Consider the following 20,485-nt stretch of genomic DNA (forward strand, 5'->3'; position numbering starts at 1 on the left):
AATGCCAAAAAAAAGCAATAAGACAGCACACGTTTTAAGTCTTCTCACAAATGGTTCAGGAGAATTGAACGATTCCACCTCTCATGAAAAAGGCGATAATCATCTTGCCTCAATTCCATCAACAGAAGAAAAATCCGCATCACCTTCAACAGTAGTAGTAGAGATTCAGGGGGAACCAAAAGATGATCTGCTATCCGATTTAGTGAAGCAAGAATTGGAACAGGAGCTAATAAAGCAAGAGCAGTTAACCTCTTTACAAAATCAAGAAATGAGTCCAGTTGAAGAAGATGCTGAAATAGAATTAACGGAAGAATCACTGACTGAATCTGATGAAATAAAAATCGAAGAAATAGTAAGTGAAAAATTTGTATTGGAAGAGTTTGATGAGGAGGAAAATCCAGAGATGCCAACCAAATTAAATATGATCAACGATTATGAGCCCAGTTGCGCAAATGATTCTAAAATACTTCATAATCTTGCGGAAGATGTGATTCGAGCCAAAGTACCGGATGTCATGAAGTCTTTTAATATGTGTACTTGCCAGAACTGTACTTATGACGTGATGGCCTTTGCACTGAATCATGTAGCCCCTCTTTATACCGTAACAGATAAGGGGCATTTATACCAAAAGCTATCCAGCTATGAAACACAGTATGGTGCAGATTTAACCTCTGCGATTACAAAAGCTTGCATTCGAGTGAAAATTAATCCGAATCATGTAAATTCGAATTCTGATTGAACATAAATAATATACTGATAAAAAGAAAACCCTGAAAACTATTCCTTTCGTTTTCAGGGTTTTTATTTTACCATGTGCTCATTCCTCTTGAGAACGCCTTAATGGTTACCATTCCGTCCGTAGCATTAAAGAACATGGTTCTCGCATAATTAGAACCTACATCCTCTCCTATGATCGGAATCCTTAACGTTGCTAAAACACTTTTTACAGCCGTAATATTTCGATCTCCTATATTGCCTACTAAAGAGTCTCCCGGAATATCGAACATTTTAGCCCCGCCGGCAATCTTTGCCGTCAAGGAAACTTTTTTGGCTCCCATGCTTTCCATTTTTTGCAGCAGTGTCGGTACCCCGGTATCTGCATATCGGTAGATTGAATTTTTAGCACCGGCTTCAGGAGCCGTAGGCAGCATAATATGTACCATCCCTGCAATTTTTTGATTTTTATCGAATAAACATACACCAATACAAGAACCTAACGCATAAGTGACTAGCTGGTCGGTACCTGTTGCGATGCCCATTTCAGCAATACCTACAGTCACTAGTTTACTCATTGTACACTCCTAATCTTGAGAGAATTGTCTTTAATGAATTTACTTCGGGGATTAACAATAAGTTGTCCTCATGCATTTGCCCGTCAAAAGAAAAATGCCCTTCTATCATCATGATTTTTTCTGCTTCATAGCAATAAGTAGCCATCGGTACGGTAATCATTGCTCCCATCATGTTGATTGCTACTCCGGGAACAGAGATGGTGACTTTCATCCCTATCATTTCCGCAATTGCGTTTACATAAGAAGCCATCAATATATTGCCGATTTCGGTGATGGCGGATATCTGCATGTCATCCATCTCTTCAAAGCTCACAGACTTAGTCCCCATCAATCCATCCAGCATGGTATTGATCATTTCAAGAGACTGTATGCTGAGCATTGCCCCTTCAATACCGCCTCCCAGCTTCACCAGTATGCCGGCCACAATTTTTTCCGGCCCCCCTAACTTTTCTACCGCATCATTGATGTCCAAAATTTGAACATTCGGCAAATCAATATGTACTGGCTTTCCTATCGTCTCTGATAAAGCAGTCGCTGCATTGCCGGAGCCTATATTTCCGATCTCCCTTAATGCATCCAGCTGCATTGCATCTAGATCTTCGTAGCTTTTGATACCCATGGTACTCCTTCTCCTTCTCGTTTACCAAAATTAAACTAATTATGTTGCTGCCCTCTCGGAGCACTTGATCCAACCATTTACCTTCCCGGCACCATATTATGAGATTCTATCACTCGGTTATTTTCTGTAAACGTCTGCATTGCCATATCTGCATTTAGACGAAGCATAGCACTTCCGATGGTGATTCTTGTATTCGTGTGAATCACCTTTTTCGCTATCACCATACAGCCTTGACAATCATTTAACCGTTCCAGCTTCTCTTTTTCTGACTTTAAATTCTGTAATTCTTTCTTGACAGTTTCATATTTAATAATTAAATTCTTTAATTTTTCTTTTTTTAATTCAATATCATTCGGCGTATCCATGTTACGCCTTTTGCTGGCGGCAGCCATTTCAACTTCCAGCATTTCATACAGCTTTCTTAACTTTGAGACCCCTTTATCCATCTCCGACAGTGCTGCGTGAGTCTGCTTGATTCGTTCAACAGGTTCTACCTCTAAATTTTTTAACTCCTGCCAGAACGGAATGATTTGAACGTCCATCGGGATATTCATATCGCTGCCTATTGTATTCGCTTCAATCACTTTCCCTGCAATATAATTCCCTCCAAAAAGAGCGGCTCGATTTCCTTTTCCAATAATCGAATCCCCTGCGCGAACATCGCTGTTCATACAGTAATCACAATATACAAAGCCTCCCGCCACGATCTTAGCCATTTCAGCAAACTTTACGGTAACGTTTCCATCTGCTTTGATTACGCCTTTTCGCATACCATTTCCGTCTACACCATTGATGCCTTTATGGATCACAATATTCCCGGAAGCATTCAAAAAACTCCCCTCTACAAAACCGTTTACAACAATGTCACCATTTGCAAAAACAGAAAAATTAGATAAAACACTTCCAGTGATATTAACGGTGCCGTTAAAGCGGATGTTTCCGGTTGCAGGGCCTACGTCACCAGATACGGTGTATATATCCTTTACTTCTATCGCGTCTCTATTTTTCTGTACCATGCCATTCGTAGCTGCAATATATTGCAACTGGTCTTCCGAAAGCGTCACGTTTTTCCCGGCCTTGATTTGAGGCCAACTCCCCGACTTTGCTTGGACTGATTCACCGAAGATAGTAGTCCCCGCAGTCCCTTCCGTAGGTGGTATAATCTTGCACAATAGATCTCCTGCTTCAACATTTTTTATTAAGCCAAGGTCTTTATAATCTACTGTTCCATCCGGCAATTCCTTTGGTTGATAGCTCTCTTCTGTAGAAAAAAAATATTCTACCGTTCCATCTGTACCGTTTACAGGTCTCAAGCCTTGAGCTGCAATGAAGTCTTTGTAATAGATCATGCCTTTACAATATTCGGCAATGCCCTCATGATCAATACCATACACCACTTTCTTTTCACTGAGCAGCGCATAAATTTCCGACGTCGGAACGCTATTATCAGCATCTTTTTCTTTGCTGTAATTTTCTGCCCGCACGTAAGCCGTCATGTTATCGGGTGAAAAGAAAATATTAAAAGATACTTTTCGGTCCATAGCCTCCAATTCGGCAAAAAAGTCATCAGGAAGTTTCAGGCTATCTAAATTCTCAGGGATATTTATATCTTCCTGACCATTAGGCTCCTCCGACGCGGATTGCTGAACAAGCTGTTCAGTTTCCAAATTTTTCTGTTCCGTTTGATCTTTTTCTTCAATTCTGTTGTTCATACTGTCGAATCTTGCCATAATCAGCACCTCTTCTTTAGCTATAAGCCAATAAGCGAATTCTTATATTATCGTTTATCTAAGGTTGTTAATAGTCTCTTCCACTTCATTTGAAGTTTGGACCATTTTTAATGCTAAGGAATAAGATCGTTGTGATTCAATTAATTTTACCATTTCGTCTGACACTTCTACGTTTGAAGCCTCGAGGTATCCGGTTGATAATACCGCATCTTTCTGCAATATTGCCTGACCATTTTTCTGTGTAGGTGAATATAAATTATCTCCGGCAAGCAACATGCCGTCTTTCACATTAAAGTCAAATACACCCGGTTTAAATTCCTGACCGTTCAATTCAATTTTTTTCAGGTTCTCGTCCAATACAAAATCACCGACTGAATTCACCAGATAGCCCTTCCCATCCTTTGCAACAGATTGTTGGAAAGCACCGCTTCTCGTATAATAAATTTCATTCGTAGCAGGATTTTGTACCGCAAAGAAACCATCATCTCCTACAATTGCATAATCATATTCCCCATCTGTAGGCATCATCCCGCCGGAAGAGAAATTGATGTCGGTCTTTTCCACTCGAACTCCGCTTCCGACTTTCAGCTGAGAGTCCGCTGCCTCTGCATCTCTAATATTGCTGTAGAGTAAATCTTCGAAACCTGCGCTTTGGGATTTATAACCGGTTGTATTAGCATTGGCCATATTATTGGCAATCACATCTAATTTAGCTTGCTGCGCTTTAGCACCAACGCCCGCTGTGTAGAAAGAAATATCCATTGAAAATCCTCCTTAAATTATACTGCTAGACTAAAGTGATCCGAGTTCAACAGCCTTTGCCATCAGCTGGTCATATTGCTTTGCAATTTGACTGGCACTTTGAAAGGCTCTTTGACTGGTGATCATCCCCATCATTTCATCCATAGCGGATACGTTGGAGCGTTCTAACGCTCCTTGCAAGACTTGTCCTGCTGAAGTCGTTGCATTCGCCGCATCCGTATTTTCAAACATTCCTTCGTCTACTTTCTGCAGCTGCTTATACTCCGTAAAATCGGTTAGCTTAAACTGCGCTACTGTTTTGCCGGTGTCGGCGTCTGTTATATTGCCTTCCTTATCTGCACTAATCTTATCGGTAGTCAGCTGTATCGGGCCATCCTTCCCCATTACTCTGCCGATATGAGGTAACGTCAGATACCCTTGATTGTCTATCGTAAAAGAACCATTTCGCGTATATTGTGTTTCTCCGTCAGGTGTTTGAATCTCAAAAAAACCTGTGCCTGATACCGCAAAATCCAACTTTCTCTCTGTAAAGTTCAAGCTTCCTTCCGTATAATTCGTCACCAATTCATCAGCAGTACGAATCATAGCAGAAGTATTAAGAGGAGTATATGTACTCTTGTCTTTATTTCCTGTCCGGCTAATCATCGTCTCCTCAAAAGTGGTTGTTGCCAATGTATCTGCCTTGTATCCGGGCGTCGATGCATTGGATATATTATTACTGATCGTATTCATAATCCGCGACTGGGTTAACATACCTGATGTTGCCATATAAAATCCCTTAAACATTACAATTTTCCCTCCTGTTATGCGGTGTAATAATTTCCAAGACTAAGTCTGAGTTTTCTAAGCGCAGAGGCATGTAATTGTGAAACCCTTGGTTCACTTATGCCCATCACACCCGCGATCTCCTTCATACTCAATTCCTTATTGTAATATAAAGATACCACTAATTGTTCGTTCTCTTTCAATTCATGTATGGCGTTTTTTATCATCTGCGCCAATTCTTTTCTTTCTAACGTATATGTCGGGGCTGAATCCAAGCTTTGATCTTTCAAAAACTTTTCATTTTGACCTTCCTCTTGCAGCCCATCTACCAATGCATCTAACGATAAGATATTAAACAAATTGGTCTCGCTTAATGCTTTATGGTATTTACTAAGAGATATGCCCAGTTGTTCCGCCATTTCAGTCTCAGTGGGATATCTGCCTAAAGCAAAATATAAATCCGAAAAAGTCTGATCAATGGATTTCCCCAGTTTCCTAACATTTCTAGGAATCCAGTCTTGTTTTCTCGCTAAGTCAATAATAGCCCCTCTTATCCTTAAAGAGGCATACGTTTCAAATTTAGCATTCTTACCAGGATCAAATTTATCAATGACTTGCATGAGGGTAATAATGCCTTCATTTATTATATCGTCCATTTCTGCAAAACTAATATAGACACCACGCAATTGTATTGCAATAGTTTTTACAATTCCACTATAGTGCAACACGATTTCCTGTTTAACCGCTATATCATGTGTAGTCTTATATTGTTCAAACAGTTCTTCTACAGATTTAGCTTTCAATAAATTATTGCATATCATACTCTACCCTTTACATGCTAATGTTCCCTAATGCTTGAATTTGCACATTGCTAGCCACTTCATTAAAAGCCAGCACATATACGTTTGGATAAAACTGCTCAATTAACCTATAAAAATATACTCTAATAACATTGCTTGTCAGGATTATCGGAACCGTATTCAGTTCCTTGAACTTACCAAGATGTTCCCCAAGTTGAGTAACAATTTTTTGTATTAAATCCGGGCTCAACGCCAGATATACCCCATGTTCACTGCGCGTTAAGCTCGATAATATAGCTTTTTCCACCTCACTGTCCAACGTAACTACCATCAGTTGTCCGCTTTCACAAAATCTTCTGGTTATCGTACGTTTGAGTGCCGTTCGTACATTTTCCGTCATGACATCAATGTCATTGCTGGATTGGACCGTATCAAGAAGACTCTCGACAACTGTCACCATATCCTTAATTGGGACGCCTTCTTTTAATAGGTTATATAAGACTTTCTGAAGCGTTCCGTACGAGATGACGTTCGGGATAGCCTCTTCAACCAATTCAGGAGAGGATTTTTTCGCGTTTTCAACGATCTGCATGATCTCTGCTCGAGTAAGCAGTTCGTGTGCATGTCTTCTAATAATCTCAGACAAGTGCGTCAACATCACCGAAAGTGGATCAATAACGGTGTATCCGTAGATTTCGGCCATATCCTTCAATTCCGGAAGAATCCATTTGCTTGGTATTCCGTAGGCTGGTTCAATCGTTCGGATCCCATCAATGTCGCCTGTCGCATTTGGCGGTTCCAGTGCAAGATAATAATCTACCAAAAGCTCACCTTTTGCGATTTCTTCCCCTTTCAGTTTGATAGAATACTGATTGGCATTTAAAGCTGCACTGTCCCTTAAGCGGACAGATGGAACCACAAATCCCATTTCCTGCGCAAATTGTCTTCTAAAAATGACAATTCTGTTGATGAGATTTCCCCCGCTGGTTTCATCCACCAGCGGAATCAAACTGTATCCGAACTCCATCTCAATCGGTTCCACATTGATGAGAGAGTAAATATTATTAATATCCTTAAAATAGGCATTTTCATCAAATTGCTCTTCCGGGTAGACTTCGCGAACTTCTTCTGCTTCCAGCTGCTTTTTCGCTACTTTATCTGAATATAAAAGTCTCAATCCAAGAACTATCAGGAATGTTCCCATTATAACCGGCTGCCAAAACGGTGCCCCTGGTATGATAATCATAGCTAAAATGGTAATGCCGGCAGCGATTAGTACCCTCGGTTGTGAAAGGAATTGTTTTAATACATCTTCATTCAACGTTCCTTCTGCTACCGATCGTGTTACGATCATGCCTGTCGCAGTCGAAATCAACAAGGCCGGCATCTGGGAAACCAATCCGTCTCCAATCGTCGCAATGGAATAAATCTCGAGCACTTCACTGAAAGGCATACCCCCCTGAACAAGGCCGATAATCGTTCCGGCTATAAAGTTGACAAGTACGATTATGATGGACATAATCGCATCGCCCTTTACAATCTTCGTCGCTCCATCCATCGCTCCGTAAAAATCAGATTCCCGTTGAATCTTAATTCTCCTGAGCCTCGCGTCCTCCTCGTTAATCAGTCCTGAGCTCAAGTCGGCGTCAATCGCCATCTGTTTCCCCGGCATAGCATCCAAGGTGAATCTTGCTGCAACTTCAGCTACACGTTCTGCACCCTTCGTGATAACGATAAATTGAACCAATACTAAGATCAAAAAGATCAGTACCCCCACTACGATATTGCCTTGGAGTACGAATTTTCCGAAAGTGGCGATGACTTGTCCAGCCTCGCCCTGATGCGTCAAAATTAACCGGGTGGAAGAAATGTTCAGCGCCAGCCGAAACAAGGTCGTAACCAGAAGCAAGGATGGAAATATGGAAAATTCCAGCGTCTCTTTAATGTACATGGTCATCAGCAGAATGATGAGTGCAATGGTAATGTTGATGACAAAAAGCATGTCCAAAAGGAACGGGCTAAGCGGCACGATAAACATCACCACAACCATGACAACGAACAACGCTACCACGTTATCTAACAGTTTTCTCATTTAAAAGTCCTCATTTTTATTTTATGTCCATTTGCAAGCTTCCGTCTTATTTCGGTTCAAAAGGTTGTCAGACAGAAATTACACATCCAGCTAGCCTTTACCGATTGCTGACCTAATCCTAGAAAACTGGTCATTAATCTGGAAAACATGATACTGATATTGAAGCTGTGCCCTGCTTAATTCCACTTGTTCAACATCCAGATTGACATTATTGCCGTCCAATCGGTTACTCTCTTCTTCACTAACGTCTATTTTAACGTTTGTGTCTAAAATCGCATCTCTAATGTCACTTGCCTTTGGATTTTCTATATTTTTAAATTTAGCCAGCTTTGAACTCAATTCATTTTCAAAACTGATTTGTTTCGATTTATATCCGGGCGTATCTATATTCGCAATGTTTTCCGAAATGATTCGTTGTTTTTCCCACAAATAGTCCAAACTTTTTTGGGAAAGCAGCATATTATTGTTATCAATCCAACTCATCGTTTTATCCCCCTCGATATACTTTTTATTCAATAAATGTATTATTTTTACAACTACTTCTTCTCTTTATCTTCATTTGTCTCACATTATACTATTTTTTACGCTATTTAACAATAAAATTTGACAAAAAAGTGCATTAAGCCGATCCCCATATTCTGGATTATTTCACCATTAATTTTTTTAATTTTCCTACATGTTGAAAATATCTCCCAAGCAATATACCCCTTCTACTAGCTTTAGCTAAAATTTGTCTTAACAAATAATACTAGAGGTGTTTAAACTGTTTAAAAAAAGGTCATACCAATTTCAAATGTGACCTTAAACCCATAACAGATATTAGTTTTTCAACATCGGCTGCATCAGTGATTTTATTCGCCATTCGCTGTTGATGAGCCCATTTCCTCGATATATCGGTCGGTGGCAGCACCGTTTGCATCCAGACCTAATCCGATGTTTTGTCCTTTATAAATCTTATTTTGTATATAATAGCATTACCACAAAAATCCCCTGAAGAGTTTGAACTCCATCAAGGGATTTTTCTTAAAGAATACTTTTATATTGTCGATATTTGATTACTTACAATAGCTTCATGATCACTGTAAAAAGACAAAACTAATCAATGCTTATTTTTCTAGCCTTTAAGGATAGTTCAGCATTAAGACCCAATATACCTGCTCCTGGCATCTTTGAAATTGCTAATAATCGTTCTTCTGCTTGATGTTCTTTATAATTTAAATCCAAAGCTTTTTCAGCAGCCCAGATTTGTACATTAATGTTCTCATGTTCTAATAGAATATCTAACATCTGTTTCGCAATCTCTATCTCATTATCCATTACCTTGTAAATTTTAAACCGTTTCGCACTTGCCTTATTACCTTTTTTATATTCACCGGTATACGTAGCTTCTCCCTGAATTATAGCATTTTCTATAAAATCGTTAATTAATTTATTTGTGTCGTAAGTTTTCATTTTATAGCTCCATACCTCTTTAATACATCCTTGCTAAAATTATATTGTATATATCTCCTTTGCTTCAAGCATTAGAAAAGCGATTTTAAAATTAAGCACCCACACTTGTCCTAATTCTATTAATACTAATGCTACGCTTCTGCATAAGCTATAAATCCTACATCTAGTCTGTTGTAGGTGGGTGATCGTAAACCCAACGCCCACTGCTTTTAACAGGCCTCCTTAAGAATCCTCAAAGCTCTTATGGTTCAAGCAATTTTATTTTTTTATATAGCTCTGTAATTTTATTTTTATCATCGATTAGATCAGCTGGAACCTTTTCCTCCAATTTAAGTAATATATCATTCAGAAAATTGAAAATGACTAATTTAAATTCAGTTTTCGGTATTATGCGAATCCCTCTAGGATTCGCAAATATTATTTCTTTTTCTCGGTAAAAATCATTGTTCCAAGATATCTCCACATTCTCCTGTTCCCTTCTAAAATATACATTAGATAGAAATGATCCACCTCTATTGCAAAACCAAGAGTGTTTAAAAAGCCATGAACTTTTTGCCTGATACCATAAATATATTTCATCTTCTTCATCAGAATCAAAATCATCGGCATTTTCAATTAACTCTAACGTACTCTCTCCCTGCACAGGCAATGGAAATGGATCATATCCTATTAAATATTGCATATTTTCGCATAACCATTCTAATATATAGATTAGATTCCAATTGTAATCAGTATTCTTATTATCTATTGTGTATTGACATATATCTTTTCCTTCAATCAATAACTTAAAAACACCCCACGATTCTCCTACGATTCCTTTTTCATTATGAGGATTTGACAAAAAAGTATATTGGATTGCAAATTTGTTAGGGTTGCCAAAATTATTATCCATTTGCTACACCTCCAAGACAAAATTAAATATCAAAATAATTTTTCTAAGGCATAATGCTTTAAAGCATTATGCCTTGAATATATAATATTTTACTTATTTTTTATAAATTTAGTATATTGTGAATTTGTTATTAGCCCATCTTTTTTCATCTGTCTTAGTATATCTGCCGGTACTTCTTGCGCTGGATTAATAACCTCATAAGCATGCCATCCACCTTGATTATCTGGCTGAAATTTTACTAGTTTTCCATCTTGGACATTATATAACTGTTTAGTATTAGTTGAAGAGTATGCAGAATTTAAGGATTTTTGCCCCACAGTTTTATTATTCCAGAATGGATCTGCACTTACATCACCTCTTGAGGCTCCTTGATGCTTCCCATCATTTGGAACAAGCTTTCGTTCAGTTTTGTTCACGCCCTTACTTGCAATACCGCAAGGATTAGTTCCGGTATTGTGTACAAGAACCTCTGAATCGGATACATAGTATGTATGCCAGCCTTGTACCTCAAAGTTATAGACCTTTATAGGAGTTTCCAGATTTTCTATCTTTAAGGCTTCTACTTTCGCTGTTTTTCCGTTTGCTAACTCCAATACATCCGCCACTTGTAAGTCTTTTGCTTCTACCCATCCTTTTCCGACAACATAGAATGGATGCGGGAAGGTTGTTCTTATTTCTGTATCTTGTACAGTAATATGGATTAAATCATAAGCCTCATTGATAAAGATTTTCTTTACTGCCTTATATCCCTTTTCTCTTGTTTTGACATTTTCAGCATAAACTTTATCTCCTATTGTGATGTCTTCAATCTTCTTATGTCCTGATTTTGTCTTGATTAAAGTATCTCCGGTAAAACAAATCCCTTTAACAGCTTTGCTATCTGAGTTCTTGATCGCTTTTTCTACAATCTTCGTTACATCTGCAAGATTATCCGCTTTTTCAAGAGCTCGTACTATTGCTCCGCCTCCTGTTAAGCCCGGAACAACTGCACAAAGCGCATCTGCTGCCAGTGCAGCCCAATTTCCGCCACTATTCGGATCTTTTACTATTTTCCAGATGTCATAAGCTATAAATCCGACATCTAAAACCACATCTATAAAGTTCCCACTCGGATCATTATACATTACTGGATTGTTTTCGCAATAAGTATACAAATTCAAGCTCAGTGGGTCACTTTCTTTGCCTTTTACCGTGTCTTCTGTCAAGAACCTTCCGATCTCAGGCTCATAATATCTCGCTCTTAGATAAATGCTTCCTGTCTCTGAATCAAAATATTCTCCGCAGTATCTAAATGGATTTGTGTCATTAGGATCACTGTTCTTTTCATTTCCAAAGGCATCATACGCATATTCTTTTATGACAGTACCTGCATTGTCAGCTAATTGTACCACATCACCATGTCCATTGAACAGATACCAACCATTTTTATCACTGTTAATCAGTCCGTTTCCTCGGATGTATCGATTGACAACCCCACTGTTTGCATCCAGCTCTAAGCTAATGTTTTGACCTTCCCATATATGAGTCGTTGTTACTCCATTTACCGTCTTAGAAAGCCGTAATCCATCCGGTTTGTAGGTATAAATACTGGAACCGCTGCTGTTTTGTACACCAATCAATCGGTCAAATCCATCGTATTGATATACTTCACCACCCTTGAAATCCAAAGAAAGGGCAAGGGATTCATTTCCGGTTTTATCCTTTAAAATTCCGGTTTTCTTAGCAATGGTGTTGCCGTTGTTGTCATAATAGTAATCGGTAATTTCCGATTCGCTTCCTATTTGCTTCGTTTCGATGGTCAGTCGATTATCTACATCATACGCATAGCCTACGGTATAATTATCTGCTCCGCTTACCGCCATAGTTGCACGGTTTCCGGCAGCATCAAACGTGTATGCCTTGGTAATCGCATCCGAGGCCCCACTTTCCGCTTCCTTGCTCAGCCTGCCCAAGCCGTCATACGTATAACTTGAGGTTCGTCCTTTATTATCTGACTTCGCCGCTTGATTTCCGTCCAAATAATAGGTATACGAATACTTCGACAGAGTATTTGCTCCATTCTTATTATGCAGAGAAATCACTAAGTTTGCCAGATTATATGCATAATCTGCACTGTCTCCGTTTCCGTAAGTCAGGCTGCTTCTATTGCCATTGATGTCATAAGTATACGTAGCAACTAACTTACCGCTTTCATAGACTTGACTTAATCGATCTTTTTTGTCATAGGCATAGGTCATTGCTTTTTTAGAAGTGCCGTTTACCTTTACGTCGGAAGTTTTTAAATTACCATTCACATCATAGGTATAGCTCTTTTCTATGCCGTTTGAATCCGCTTCCTTCGTAAGTCTTCCACGCTCATCGTAACTGTAGTCGGTTCGGATATTTCCGTTTTGACTAAAGGCTAGCGCTCCCGTTGCGGTATAACCCATAGTTTCCAGTTGAGTAATTCCGTCCTCTGCAACATTTTGGCTGAGCTTTCTCGAAAGTCCGTCATACGTATAATCTATTTTAATCCCATTTTTGTTTATTTTAGAAGTCAAATTACCGTTTATATTATATGTATAGGTTTCTTTTAAGCCCAACGGATCGGTTAGACTGATCAGGTTTCCGTAACGGTCATACTCGTACACCGTCCTCTGATTGCCGCCTATCGTCATGGCCGTCTTGTTCCCTACTGCATCGTATTCATAATCTACTTGACTTGCCAAACTATTTCCATCATAACTTTTTACCTGAACCAGTTGATTCTTCGCATTATAGACATAGTCCACCTTTGTAAAATTCGCTTCAGTTCCCGGCAAACTGTTTTCTACTTGCTTTTGAACCAAGTTACCGTTTGCATCATAGTAACATTTTGTTATTGCCTTAGAATCCGCAGTAAACGGAGTCTCTGTTTTAATTAATCTGCCAAGAGAATCATAGGTATAAATCGTACTGTAGGTTCCTCCGCCTGCATTGCTCTTTGCATCTGTTGCGGAAATTTTATTCCCTGTCGCATCATATTTCGTTGTGATATAGTTGCCAAATACATCATATTGATTTGATACTTGACCATCAAAATTATATTCATATTTTGTGGTATAATCTTCCGGAAAATTTTCCGTATTAGCTCTCGCAGCTTTTTCTTTTATTGGTTCTCCAAGATAATTGTAGATGAAAGTAGTGAATACTTCAGAGCCGTTTATAAAATTTCCCTTTTTAAAAACTCTTCCATACTTATCTACATATTCAGTAGAAATAATCGTCTTACTGTTTTCATCTCCATCTACACTCTTAGTAATCTTATCGTCGTAGTAGATATAGTTTTCCTGTGATAACTTAGTATTGGAGGAATTCATGGCACGTTTATTGGTCACACGATCTTTGTAATCATAACTATAGATTATAGCTCTGCCACCTTCTGACACATTATTTTGCTCTTTTGTCAATCTATATAGGCTGTCATATTCATTCGCTTTCAGCAGTTTTGCGCTTCCACCATCTATCGCATAAACCGCAGTCAAATTTCCAGCTGCATCATACTGATACTGGGTTATGTACCCTCTTTCATCCGTTACTGTAGTTTGATTAGCAGCAGTATTGTACGTATAGGTTTTTGAACTTCCGCCTGGATATTGTATTTTCAGTATTCTGCCAAGGGCATCGTACGTGTACGTGGTAACATTTCCTTTACTGTCTGTTTCAGTCGCAATTCGCCCGTAAATATCATAAGTAGCCTGTCCTGATACACTTCCAATATTTTTCCCGTCTGCATCTTGAATATTTTGGACGGTTACCCCTGTCAAATAAGTTCCTGATATATACGTGTTATCAGTCTGGATATATTTTCCGTCGACAACATTCGTATATCTTTTGGTTTGCGTTACATTTCCGTAAGTATCATAGTTGTATTCGCTCTTTACCTTTAAATTTCCGTTTTCATATACCTCCGATTTTACGATTGTTTCTCCTTCATCTGAAGGCGTGTTTTTTTCTAATATTATAGTATTGGCATCTCTTTTATAAGTTTTACTTAGCAAAAAGTTATACAGACGATCATAAGTCATTGATACCTTATATAGGGTATCCAAAGTATTTCCATCAGACAAAGCAGGCCAATAATTAATTACATTACCTTTGTTATCATAGTCAAAGCATTCAACTGTTGTACGCGACTGATGGTCTGAAGTATCACTGCGCACTGCTGTTATTTTTATTTTAGATGGATGAACAATCCGATTATACACTCGATATTCATTTGAAATATCCTCTTTTAAATCAGAACCTAAATAGGTTTTTTCCTGTACACAAACACCCATTTTACGCGGATCAAAATAATATTCTTTTACGATATTCCGATCGCTATCTTTTTCTTGAATCCAATACTCTTTCCAATCGTCAAAGCAGCGATCTTCTCTTAGCGTATTGTTATACCCATCAGCGTTATAAAGTATATCTTTGGTTTGACCTGCTCGTTTATATTGATTTGAATAAACGTATTCTTTTTGATTGCATACTAAAGAGCCTTTTTGGTCATATCGTTTTTTTATTGCAATATCCATAATACAGCCGTAGTCATACCAGTTGTTGTATCTTGGATAATATTCATAATTAACCGTTAATCCTGTAGGATATATAATTTTCGATAATCCTGCATAAAAATTTGGATAATATCGAGCACCATCATCAAACGGATCAACTCGCATAAACAAATTGTCTGTTTTGGATTTAAAACGTGCCGCGAAATCTGAAGAGCACTGAATATCTGAATAGCTATAAGTGGTTTCTTCCCCTTCTTGGTTAATAACTTTTACAAGATTGTACTCATTATTTTGACCTGGATATTGTTCATATTGATCTAATTTATCTATTGTTCTAGCAACATTTTGATTAATAACATAGGTGATCTTTTTTCCGTCAGGAAGGGTTAACACTTTATTATATCCGCTGCCAGCTGCTTGATTTTTAATAGTTGTTATTCTTCCTACTGTATCCGTTATAGTTATTTCAACCATGTTATTTACAATGGTATATGTAAAAGAAATCGTATTTCCGAATCTATCTACGATGGCAATCAATCTACCTTCAGAATTAAAATATTCTTTTTTCCCATCAGCATATGTTACGACATAGGAAGAAGTTTGTCCTGCAATACTTTTTGATTTTTTAGCGAAAATTACATCTTTATACGTATAATGACCAAGATTATTTACCCAATTTGTTGAAATTCCGAATTCTCTGCCATCAGATAAGTGAAGTTTCATATAGTCATAGTAAAAATCGTCTATGTCTATATATGAAAAGTTAAATTTCCAACCCGTTCCTAGCTGCCATAAAGAATCATTTTTCGTTACTGGTGTTGTATACTGCATAGCGCTTATGCTTGTAGCATCTGTAGTCATTTCTGTCTTAAATAAATGCGCAGCATAATAGTCCTCTTTATTGTCAATTTGTTTCTGATTATAGTATCCCCGTAGCTGAGAAGATCCTATAAAATCGTCAAGGATCAACTTATATGAAGTATCTTCAAACCTTTCACCCATCGTGCCATCTTCATTCTTCGTAAAATGGTACTCTCTTTCATATACCTTCATTCTTGAATCCAAATTTTTCCCGTATTTCAACCTTGCTCCGAGATCATAATAATTGGCATCATCCGTACTATATTGCCTTTGAATTACTAGATCCAGCCCACCTGCACCTGGCAACACAGCATCTGTGGAATCATAATTGAGTGTTCCTGCAGAGAGGTTAATCTGCTCATTGGCTGTAACAGTATGTTGAAAAGGTGCACTTAACGACTTTTCTTTGTCATATTTGACATCTTCAAAAGGATCTGATGACGTTGAGGATAACGCTGCTCGCATGAGCCCTTTAGAATTTGTCTTATTTGACCACTCTCTTTCTTTTGTGGACATAACTTGATCTCTTGTATCATCTTGAATAGATTTCTGTATTTCTTCAGGTGTCAATCCATATCCCAGCATTTTAAAGTACGTTAATATTACCGTTTGAACACTTTCTCCTTTTTCTTCTGAATAGCTAAAAAACTCAGGGCTTATTCTGAAAAATTCACAAAGTTTTGATTTATTATCATCTGTCAAAGAGGAATATACGCTATCAGGTTGAGATAAGATTGCTATTATATTGCTAACATCTACTGTAAGCTGCTCTCGTGAGCCAGTATAATTAGTCATTGAATAAAAAAGCTGATGTGCTATCTCATCTGAAAGAGAGGTGGTATCCAAGCTATTATATACTTCTTCAGCAACAAAATTTGGAATCCCGATACCACCTGTAATATTTGTAACCTCATAATTAGTAAACGCAATTACGTGGTTGCCTGCTTTATCTTTTAAATTGCCGTCTCCTGAAGGAGTATAATTTATCGTAACTGCTCCGGAAGAGGTAATTGTCTCGGCAAGAGTTAACAAAACCTTATTGTCATATACACTGATTTCAGTCACATTTGCAGAAACCGAATAAATAGTGGTATCCGTTGGTGCTGTATAAACAGGATCTGAAGTCGTTGTATAAACCGGATCCAAAATCCTTTCATAGGCAGGATCTATTGAATTTGTATTCTCTTCGGCATTTTCATCAGGATTGCCAAATCGAACCTTAAACTCACTTGATGAAGGAACTCCCTCCGTGTCAAGTGCTTCATCAAAGTTTAAGGTTAAATAATTTGCGTTAATAACTGCTTTATTTAATATAGGTGCTTCTTCATCTGCATCTCTTAAAGCTTCCGATAGCGGATCTCCACTTTCCGTTGATATTGTGCTTTCTTCACTGTCCGCGGCGGCAATAATAGTCTGAAAGTTTATTGACGTAAAGATCAAACACACGATCAGCATCAAGCTGGTAAATTTTTTCATCTTTTTCATGCTTGTTCCCCTTTGCTTCTTTTAACTACACACTTTTTAGTTATATTTTGTGATAAAACTTGTATTTCCGGTTATTTTAGCTTTGAATTTAAAAATATTTAGATTACCGGACCAAGTTTTACCGTTAACAATTTCCTTATTCACTCTGAATTTAATTTCCCCAGGTGTATAGGAAAGAATCTCGATTCCGGTTCCATTAACAATCCCAATGGAAATTTCTTTTTTCTTTGTCTGACTTACCAGATCAATTACCTCCAAATTGGCGGCTTCATATTGTAGAGTAAACACAACATCATTTAAATGGCTTGCACCCATTACATAAAACGGAACCAACAATTCTTTGCCTTGTACACAATTCAAATCTAGGGCTTGTTCTAAAGATTTGCTGCTTACGGTGATGCTTTGTAAAATTGTCTGTGTTGTGCCGCCTTCTGTATAACTTATCGCGACGCTAGTTGTTCCGGCAGCAAGGTTGCTTCCGTCATTTACTGTCTCAAGAATGACCGCTGTCATTCCGTTATTATAAGTAGCCGTTATCACCATTCCTGTCGTATCAAAATTTTCGCCTTCGACATATTCTGTTTTAGTAGGGGCTGTAGTAATCGCTATCGATACTAATTTTTTTGCATTTACGATAATTGGTTGTGTTGTTATTTTCGTAACCCCATTTTCAGTGTAAGAAATATTTACACTGTTCATCCCGACAGTAAGACTATTCCCATTATCTGCCGTTCCGGTAATTATAGCAGTGGTATCGTTACTATAAGTAGCGGTGACTACCATTCCGGTTGCATCAAAATTTTCTCCCTCCGTATACGTTGCTTTAGTAGGGGCCGTTGTGACAGCTATTGATATTAATTGTTTAGCATTGACGGTAATCGGCTGTACAGCAGTTTTTGTAACGCCATTCTTTGTGTAGCTAACCGTCACAGAATCGGTTCCTTTTGCAAGTGCCGTTCCATTCGTAACAACGCCATTAACCGCAGTGGTACTACCGTCTTCATAAGTCGCCATTACTATCATTCCGGCCACATCAAAATTTTCACCTTCGAAATATACCGTTTTATCAGGAGCTTTTGTAATCTCTATGGATGATAAAAGCTTAGGGGTTACGGTAATAGGTTGAGTAACTGTTTTAGTTATTCCATCCTCTGTGTACCTTATAGTGATACTATTCGTCTCAGTTGTAAGATTGTCTCCATTGTCTACAGTACCATTGACAACAGCAGTAGTACCATTATTATATGTCGCAGTTACAACCATACCAGCTGCATCAAAATTCTCACCTTCAATATATGTTGCCTTGGTAGGAGGCGTTGTGACAGCTATTGAGGATAACTTTTTAGCCTCGCTTGGGCACCAAGAAAGTATATTAGTCGTAGTACCGTCTCCCAATTGACCATACTTATTATTTCCGGTAACCCATAACGTACCATCCGTTTTAATAGCATAAGCATCACCGCTAACTCCAATAATCTTCTTAACTTCTGTCAAAATTGGTTTCCAAGTTGTTACTTTTGTTATGGTACCATCTCCTAATTGGCCTGAGCTGTTAGAGCCTGTTACCCATAACGTACCGTCTTTCTTAATGACATAGGCACAACTTGAATCTTCTAATACTTGATCAACATCTGTCATCACTTGTTTCCAGGCCTTTACATCTGTCGTGGTACCATCTCCTAATTCTCCCTTGCTATTAAAACCTGTAATCCATAGCGTACCGTTTGTTTTAACAGCATAGGTGCTATATCCATATCCACCGAACTTACTTACGCCAGTCAACACTTGTTTCCAAGTTTTTATATCCGTAGTGGTTCCGACACCTAACTGTCCATAGTCATTTTTTCCAGTTGCCCATAACGTACCGTCTGTTTTAAGCACAAAGGTATTATAGTAATTTGATTGAACTAATTTCACCCCACTTAATAATTTCTTCCATGTTTTCACATTTGTTATAGTTCCATCTCCCAACTCACCACTACTATTTAAACCAGCTCCCCATAACGTACCATCTGTTTTAAGCACAAACATTTTATCTCTGGTGTACACAATCTGGCTTACTCCCGTTAACACTTGCTTCCATGTGTTAACGTTTGTAGTGGTTCCATCCCCCAATTGTCCATAAGAATTATTTCCAGCTACCCATAGTGAACCATCTTTCTTGAGGACATAGGCACTATGGCTGTTCGTTGCTACAATCTGGCTCACATTCGTTAATACCTGTTTCCAAGTAGCTACAATTTCAGCGGTTCCGTCACCTAAGATACCATAAAGGTTATTACCCGCGACCCATAACGTACCATCGATTTTAAGCACATAGGCATTTGCACCAGCTGTTGCCACTTGAGATACTCCCGTCAACACTTGTTTCCAAGTTGTTATTTTTCCATAATAACTACGCATATCACCCAATTGCCCATCAAGGTTATCCCCTGTCACCCATAAAGAACCATCTGTTTTAATAGCATAAGCACAGTCATACATTCCTAAAACAACTTTGCTCACATCCGTCAACACTTGTGCCTTGGTTGTTACATTTGAAGTTGTACCAACACCTAATTGACCTCTATCATTTCTTCCCGCCACCCACAATGTACCGTCTGTTTTAATGACATATGAAGACTGACCGAATGTTACAACTTCTTTAACTCCCATACCATCATCCGCATATACTGTTTTATTTTCAATAAAACAGCTACATATCATAGTTAGAACTATTGTTAATACTATTGCTTTTCGTTTGCTGCTTTTCATCATCTTATCTCCTCCTTTTAAGGCTTTAGGGCATTATCAATTACACAATTATTTGCCGCTGTTTCCCAAACTAACGGCATCTCATATACCACTTTCACACACTTTTTAATATTACTCTCCTTCTTTTATTTTTTGAATTTTATTACATTAATTATAATATATTATAATTAATCAAAAATACAGAATTAATATAATTTAATTACAAAATTTTAATAAAATACTATTTATTAAAAACATATACAGTTAAAATTAAATTCCGTCGCAAAACCGGAATCTAATCGTGTCATTGAGTTCCAAAGAAAATATAATTATTATCTGTGATAAAATTAAAGATATCTATTTTTCAGAAGCGTTGATACTTATCTCGAATTGTTAGTTCGTACGCTTCTAACATATCCGGTCGTCTCAGAAGAAATGGTAACTATTATCATGAATACTGTTTTCAATGGGCTTACTCTCAT

13 protein-coding genes are annotated in these 20,485 nt (G+C 37.9%); 1 reads left to right on the plus strand and 12 read right to left on the minus strand.

Annotation, left to right across the window (positions count from 1 at the left end):
• Window position 1 precedes the first annotated feature (1 nt).
• Entirely contained in the window at window positions 2-739 is a 738-nt protein-coding gene (locus JYB65_RS10130) for a late competence development ComFB family protein (RefSeq protein WP_206582557.1), read from the plus strand.
• Window positions 740-806: 67 nt separating this feature from the next.
• On the opposite strand, the gene JYB65_RS10135 is transcribed toward JYB65_RS10130, so the two are convergent.
• From JYB65_RS10135 to JYB65_RS10190, 12 genes are all read right to left on the minus strand, one after another.
• Complete coding sequence (locus JYB65_RS10135; RefSeq protein WP_206582558.1) at window positions 807-1,292, minus strand: chemotaxis protein CheD; 486 nt, start codon at window positions 1,290-1,292, stop codon at window positions 807-809.
• Window positions 1,285-1,911, minus strand: a complete 627-nt coding sequence (locus JYB65_RS10140; RefSeq protein ID WP_206582713.1) for a chemotaxis protein CheC — start codon at window positions 1,909-1,911, stop codon at window positions 1,285-1,287. The genes JYB65_RS10135 and JYB65_RS10140 overlap by 8 nt, the downstream gene beginning before the upstream one ends.
• Before the next feature lie 77 nt (window positions 1,912-1,988).
• Window positions 1,989-3,641: a flagellar assembly protein A gene (locus JYB65_RS10145; RefSeq protein WP_206582559.1), complete on the minus strand. Its 1,653-nt coding sequence runs from the start codon at window positions 3,639-3,641 to the stop codon at window positions 1,989-1,991.
• Between the two features lie 54 nt (window positions 3,642-3,695).
• On the minus strand, window positions 3,696-4,403 hold the full coding sequence (locus tag JYB65_RS10150) for a flagellar hook-basal body protein (RefSeq protein ID WP_206582560.1): 708 nt from the start codon (window positions 4,401-4,403) through the stop codon (window positions 3,696-3,698).
• A gap of 30 nt (window positions 4,404-4,433) precedes the next feature.
• Window positions 4,434-5,189 (minus strand): flagellar hook-basal body protein, encoded by a 756-nt coding sequence (locus JYB65_RS10155; protein ID WP_206582561.1) that lies wholly within the window; start codon window positions 5,187-5,189, stop codon window positions 4,434-4,436.
• Window positions 5,190-5,206: 17 nt separating this feature from the next.
• Complete coding sequence (locus tag JYB65_RS10160; RefSeq protein ID WP_206582562.1) at window positions 5,207-5,989, minus strand: sigma-70 family RNA polymerase sigma factor; 783 nt, start codon at window positions 5,987-5,989, stop codon at window positions 5,207-5,209.
• A gap of 10 nt (window positions 5,990-5,999) precedes the next feature.
• Complete coding sequence (gene flhA / locus JYB65_RS10165; protein WP_206582563.1) at window positions 6,000-8,060, minus strand: flagellar biosynthesis protein FlhA; 2,061 nt, start codon at window positions 8,058-8,060, stop codon at window positions 6,000-6,002.
• Between the two features lie 90 nt (window positions 8,061-8,150).
• The gene (gene flgB, locus JYB65_RS10170; RefSeq protein ID WP_206582564.1) at window positions 8,151-8,543 is read right to left on the minus strand and encodes a flagellar basal body rod protein FlgB; all 393 of its coding nucleotides are present in this window, start codon (window positions 8,541-8,543) and stop codon (window positions 8,151-8,153) included.
• A gap of 612 nt (window positions 8,544-9,155) precedes the next feature.
• The gene (locus JYB65_RS10175) at window positions 9,156-9,512 is read right to left on the minus strand and encodes a DUF2019 domain-containing protein (RefSeq protein WP_206582565.1); all 357 of its coding nucleotides are present in this window, start codon (window positions 9,510-9,512) and stop codon (window positions 9,156-9,158) included.
• 241 nt (window positions 9,513-9,753) lie between these two features.
• Window positions 9,754-10,404 carry a hypothetical protein gene (locus JYB65_RS10180; protein ID WP_206582566.1) on the minus strand — a complete coding sequence of 217 codons (651 nt, stop codon included), beginning with the start codon at window positions 10,402-10,404 and terminating at the stop codon, window positions 9,754-9,756.
• An 89-nt stretch (window positions 10,405-10,493) separates the two neighbouring features.
• Window positions 10,494-17,270, minus strand: coding sequence for a polymorphic toxin-type HINT domain-containing protein (locus JYB65_RS10185; protein ID WP_206582567.1), 6,777 nt, complete (start codon window positions 17,268-17,270; stop codon window positions 10,494-10,496).
• Window positions 17,271-17,306: 36 nt separating this feature from the next.
• Window positions 17,307-20,027, minus strand: a complete 2,721-nt coding sequence (locus tag JYB65_RS10190; protein ID WP_206582568.1) for a bacterial Ig-like domain-containing protein — start codon at window positions 20,025-20,027, stop codon at window positions 17,307-17,309.
• Window positions 20,028-20,485 lie beyond the last annotated feature (458 nt).

It is taken from the genome of Clostridium aminobutyricum, assembly GCF_017255415.1.
GTDB classification, from domain to species: domain Bacteria; phylum Bacillota; class Clostridia; order Peptostreptococcales; family Anaerovoracaceae; genus Aminipila; species Aminipila aminobutyrica.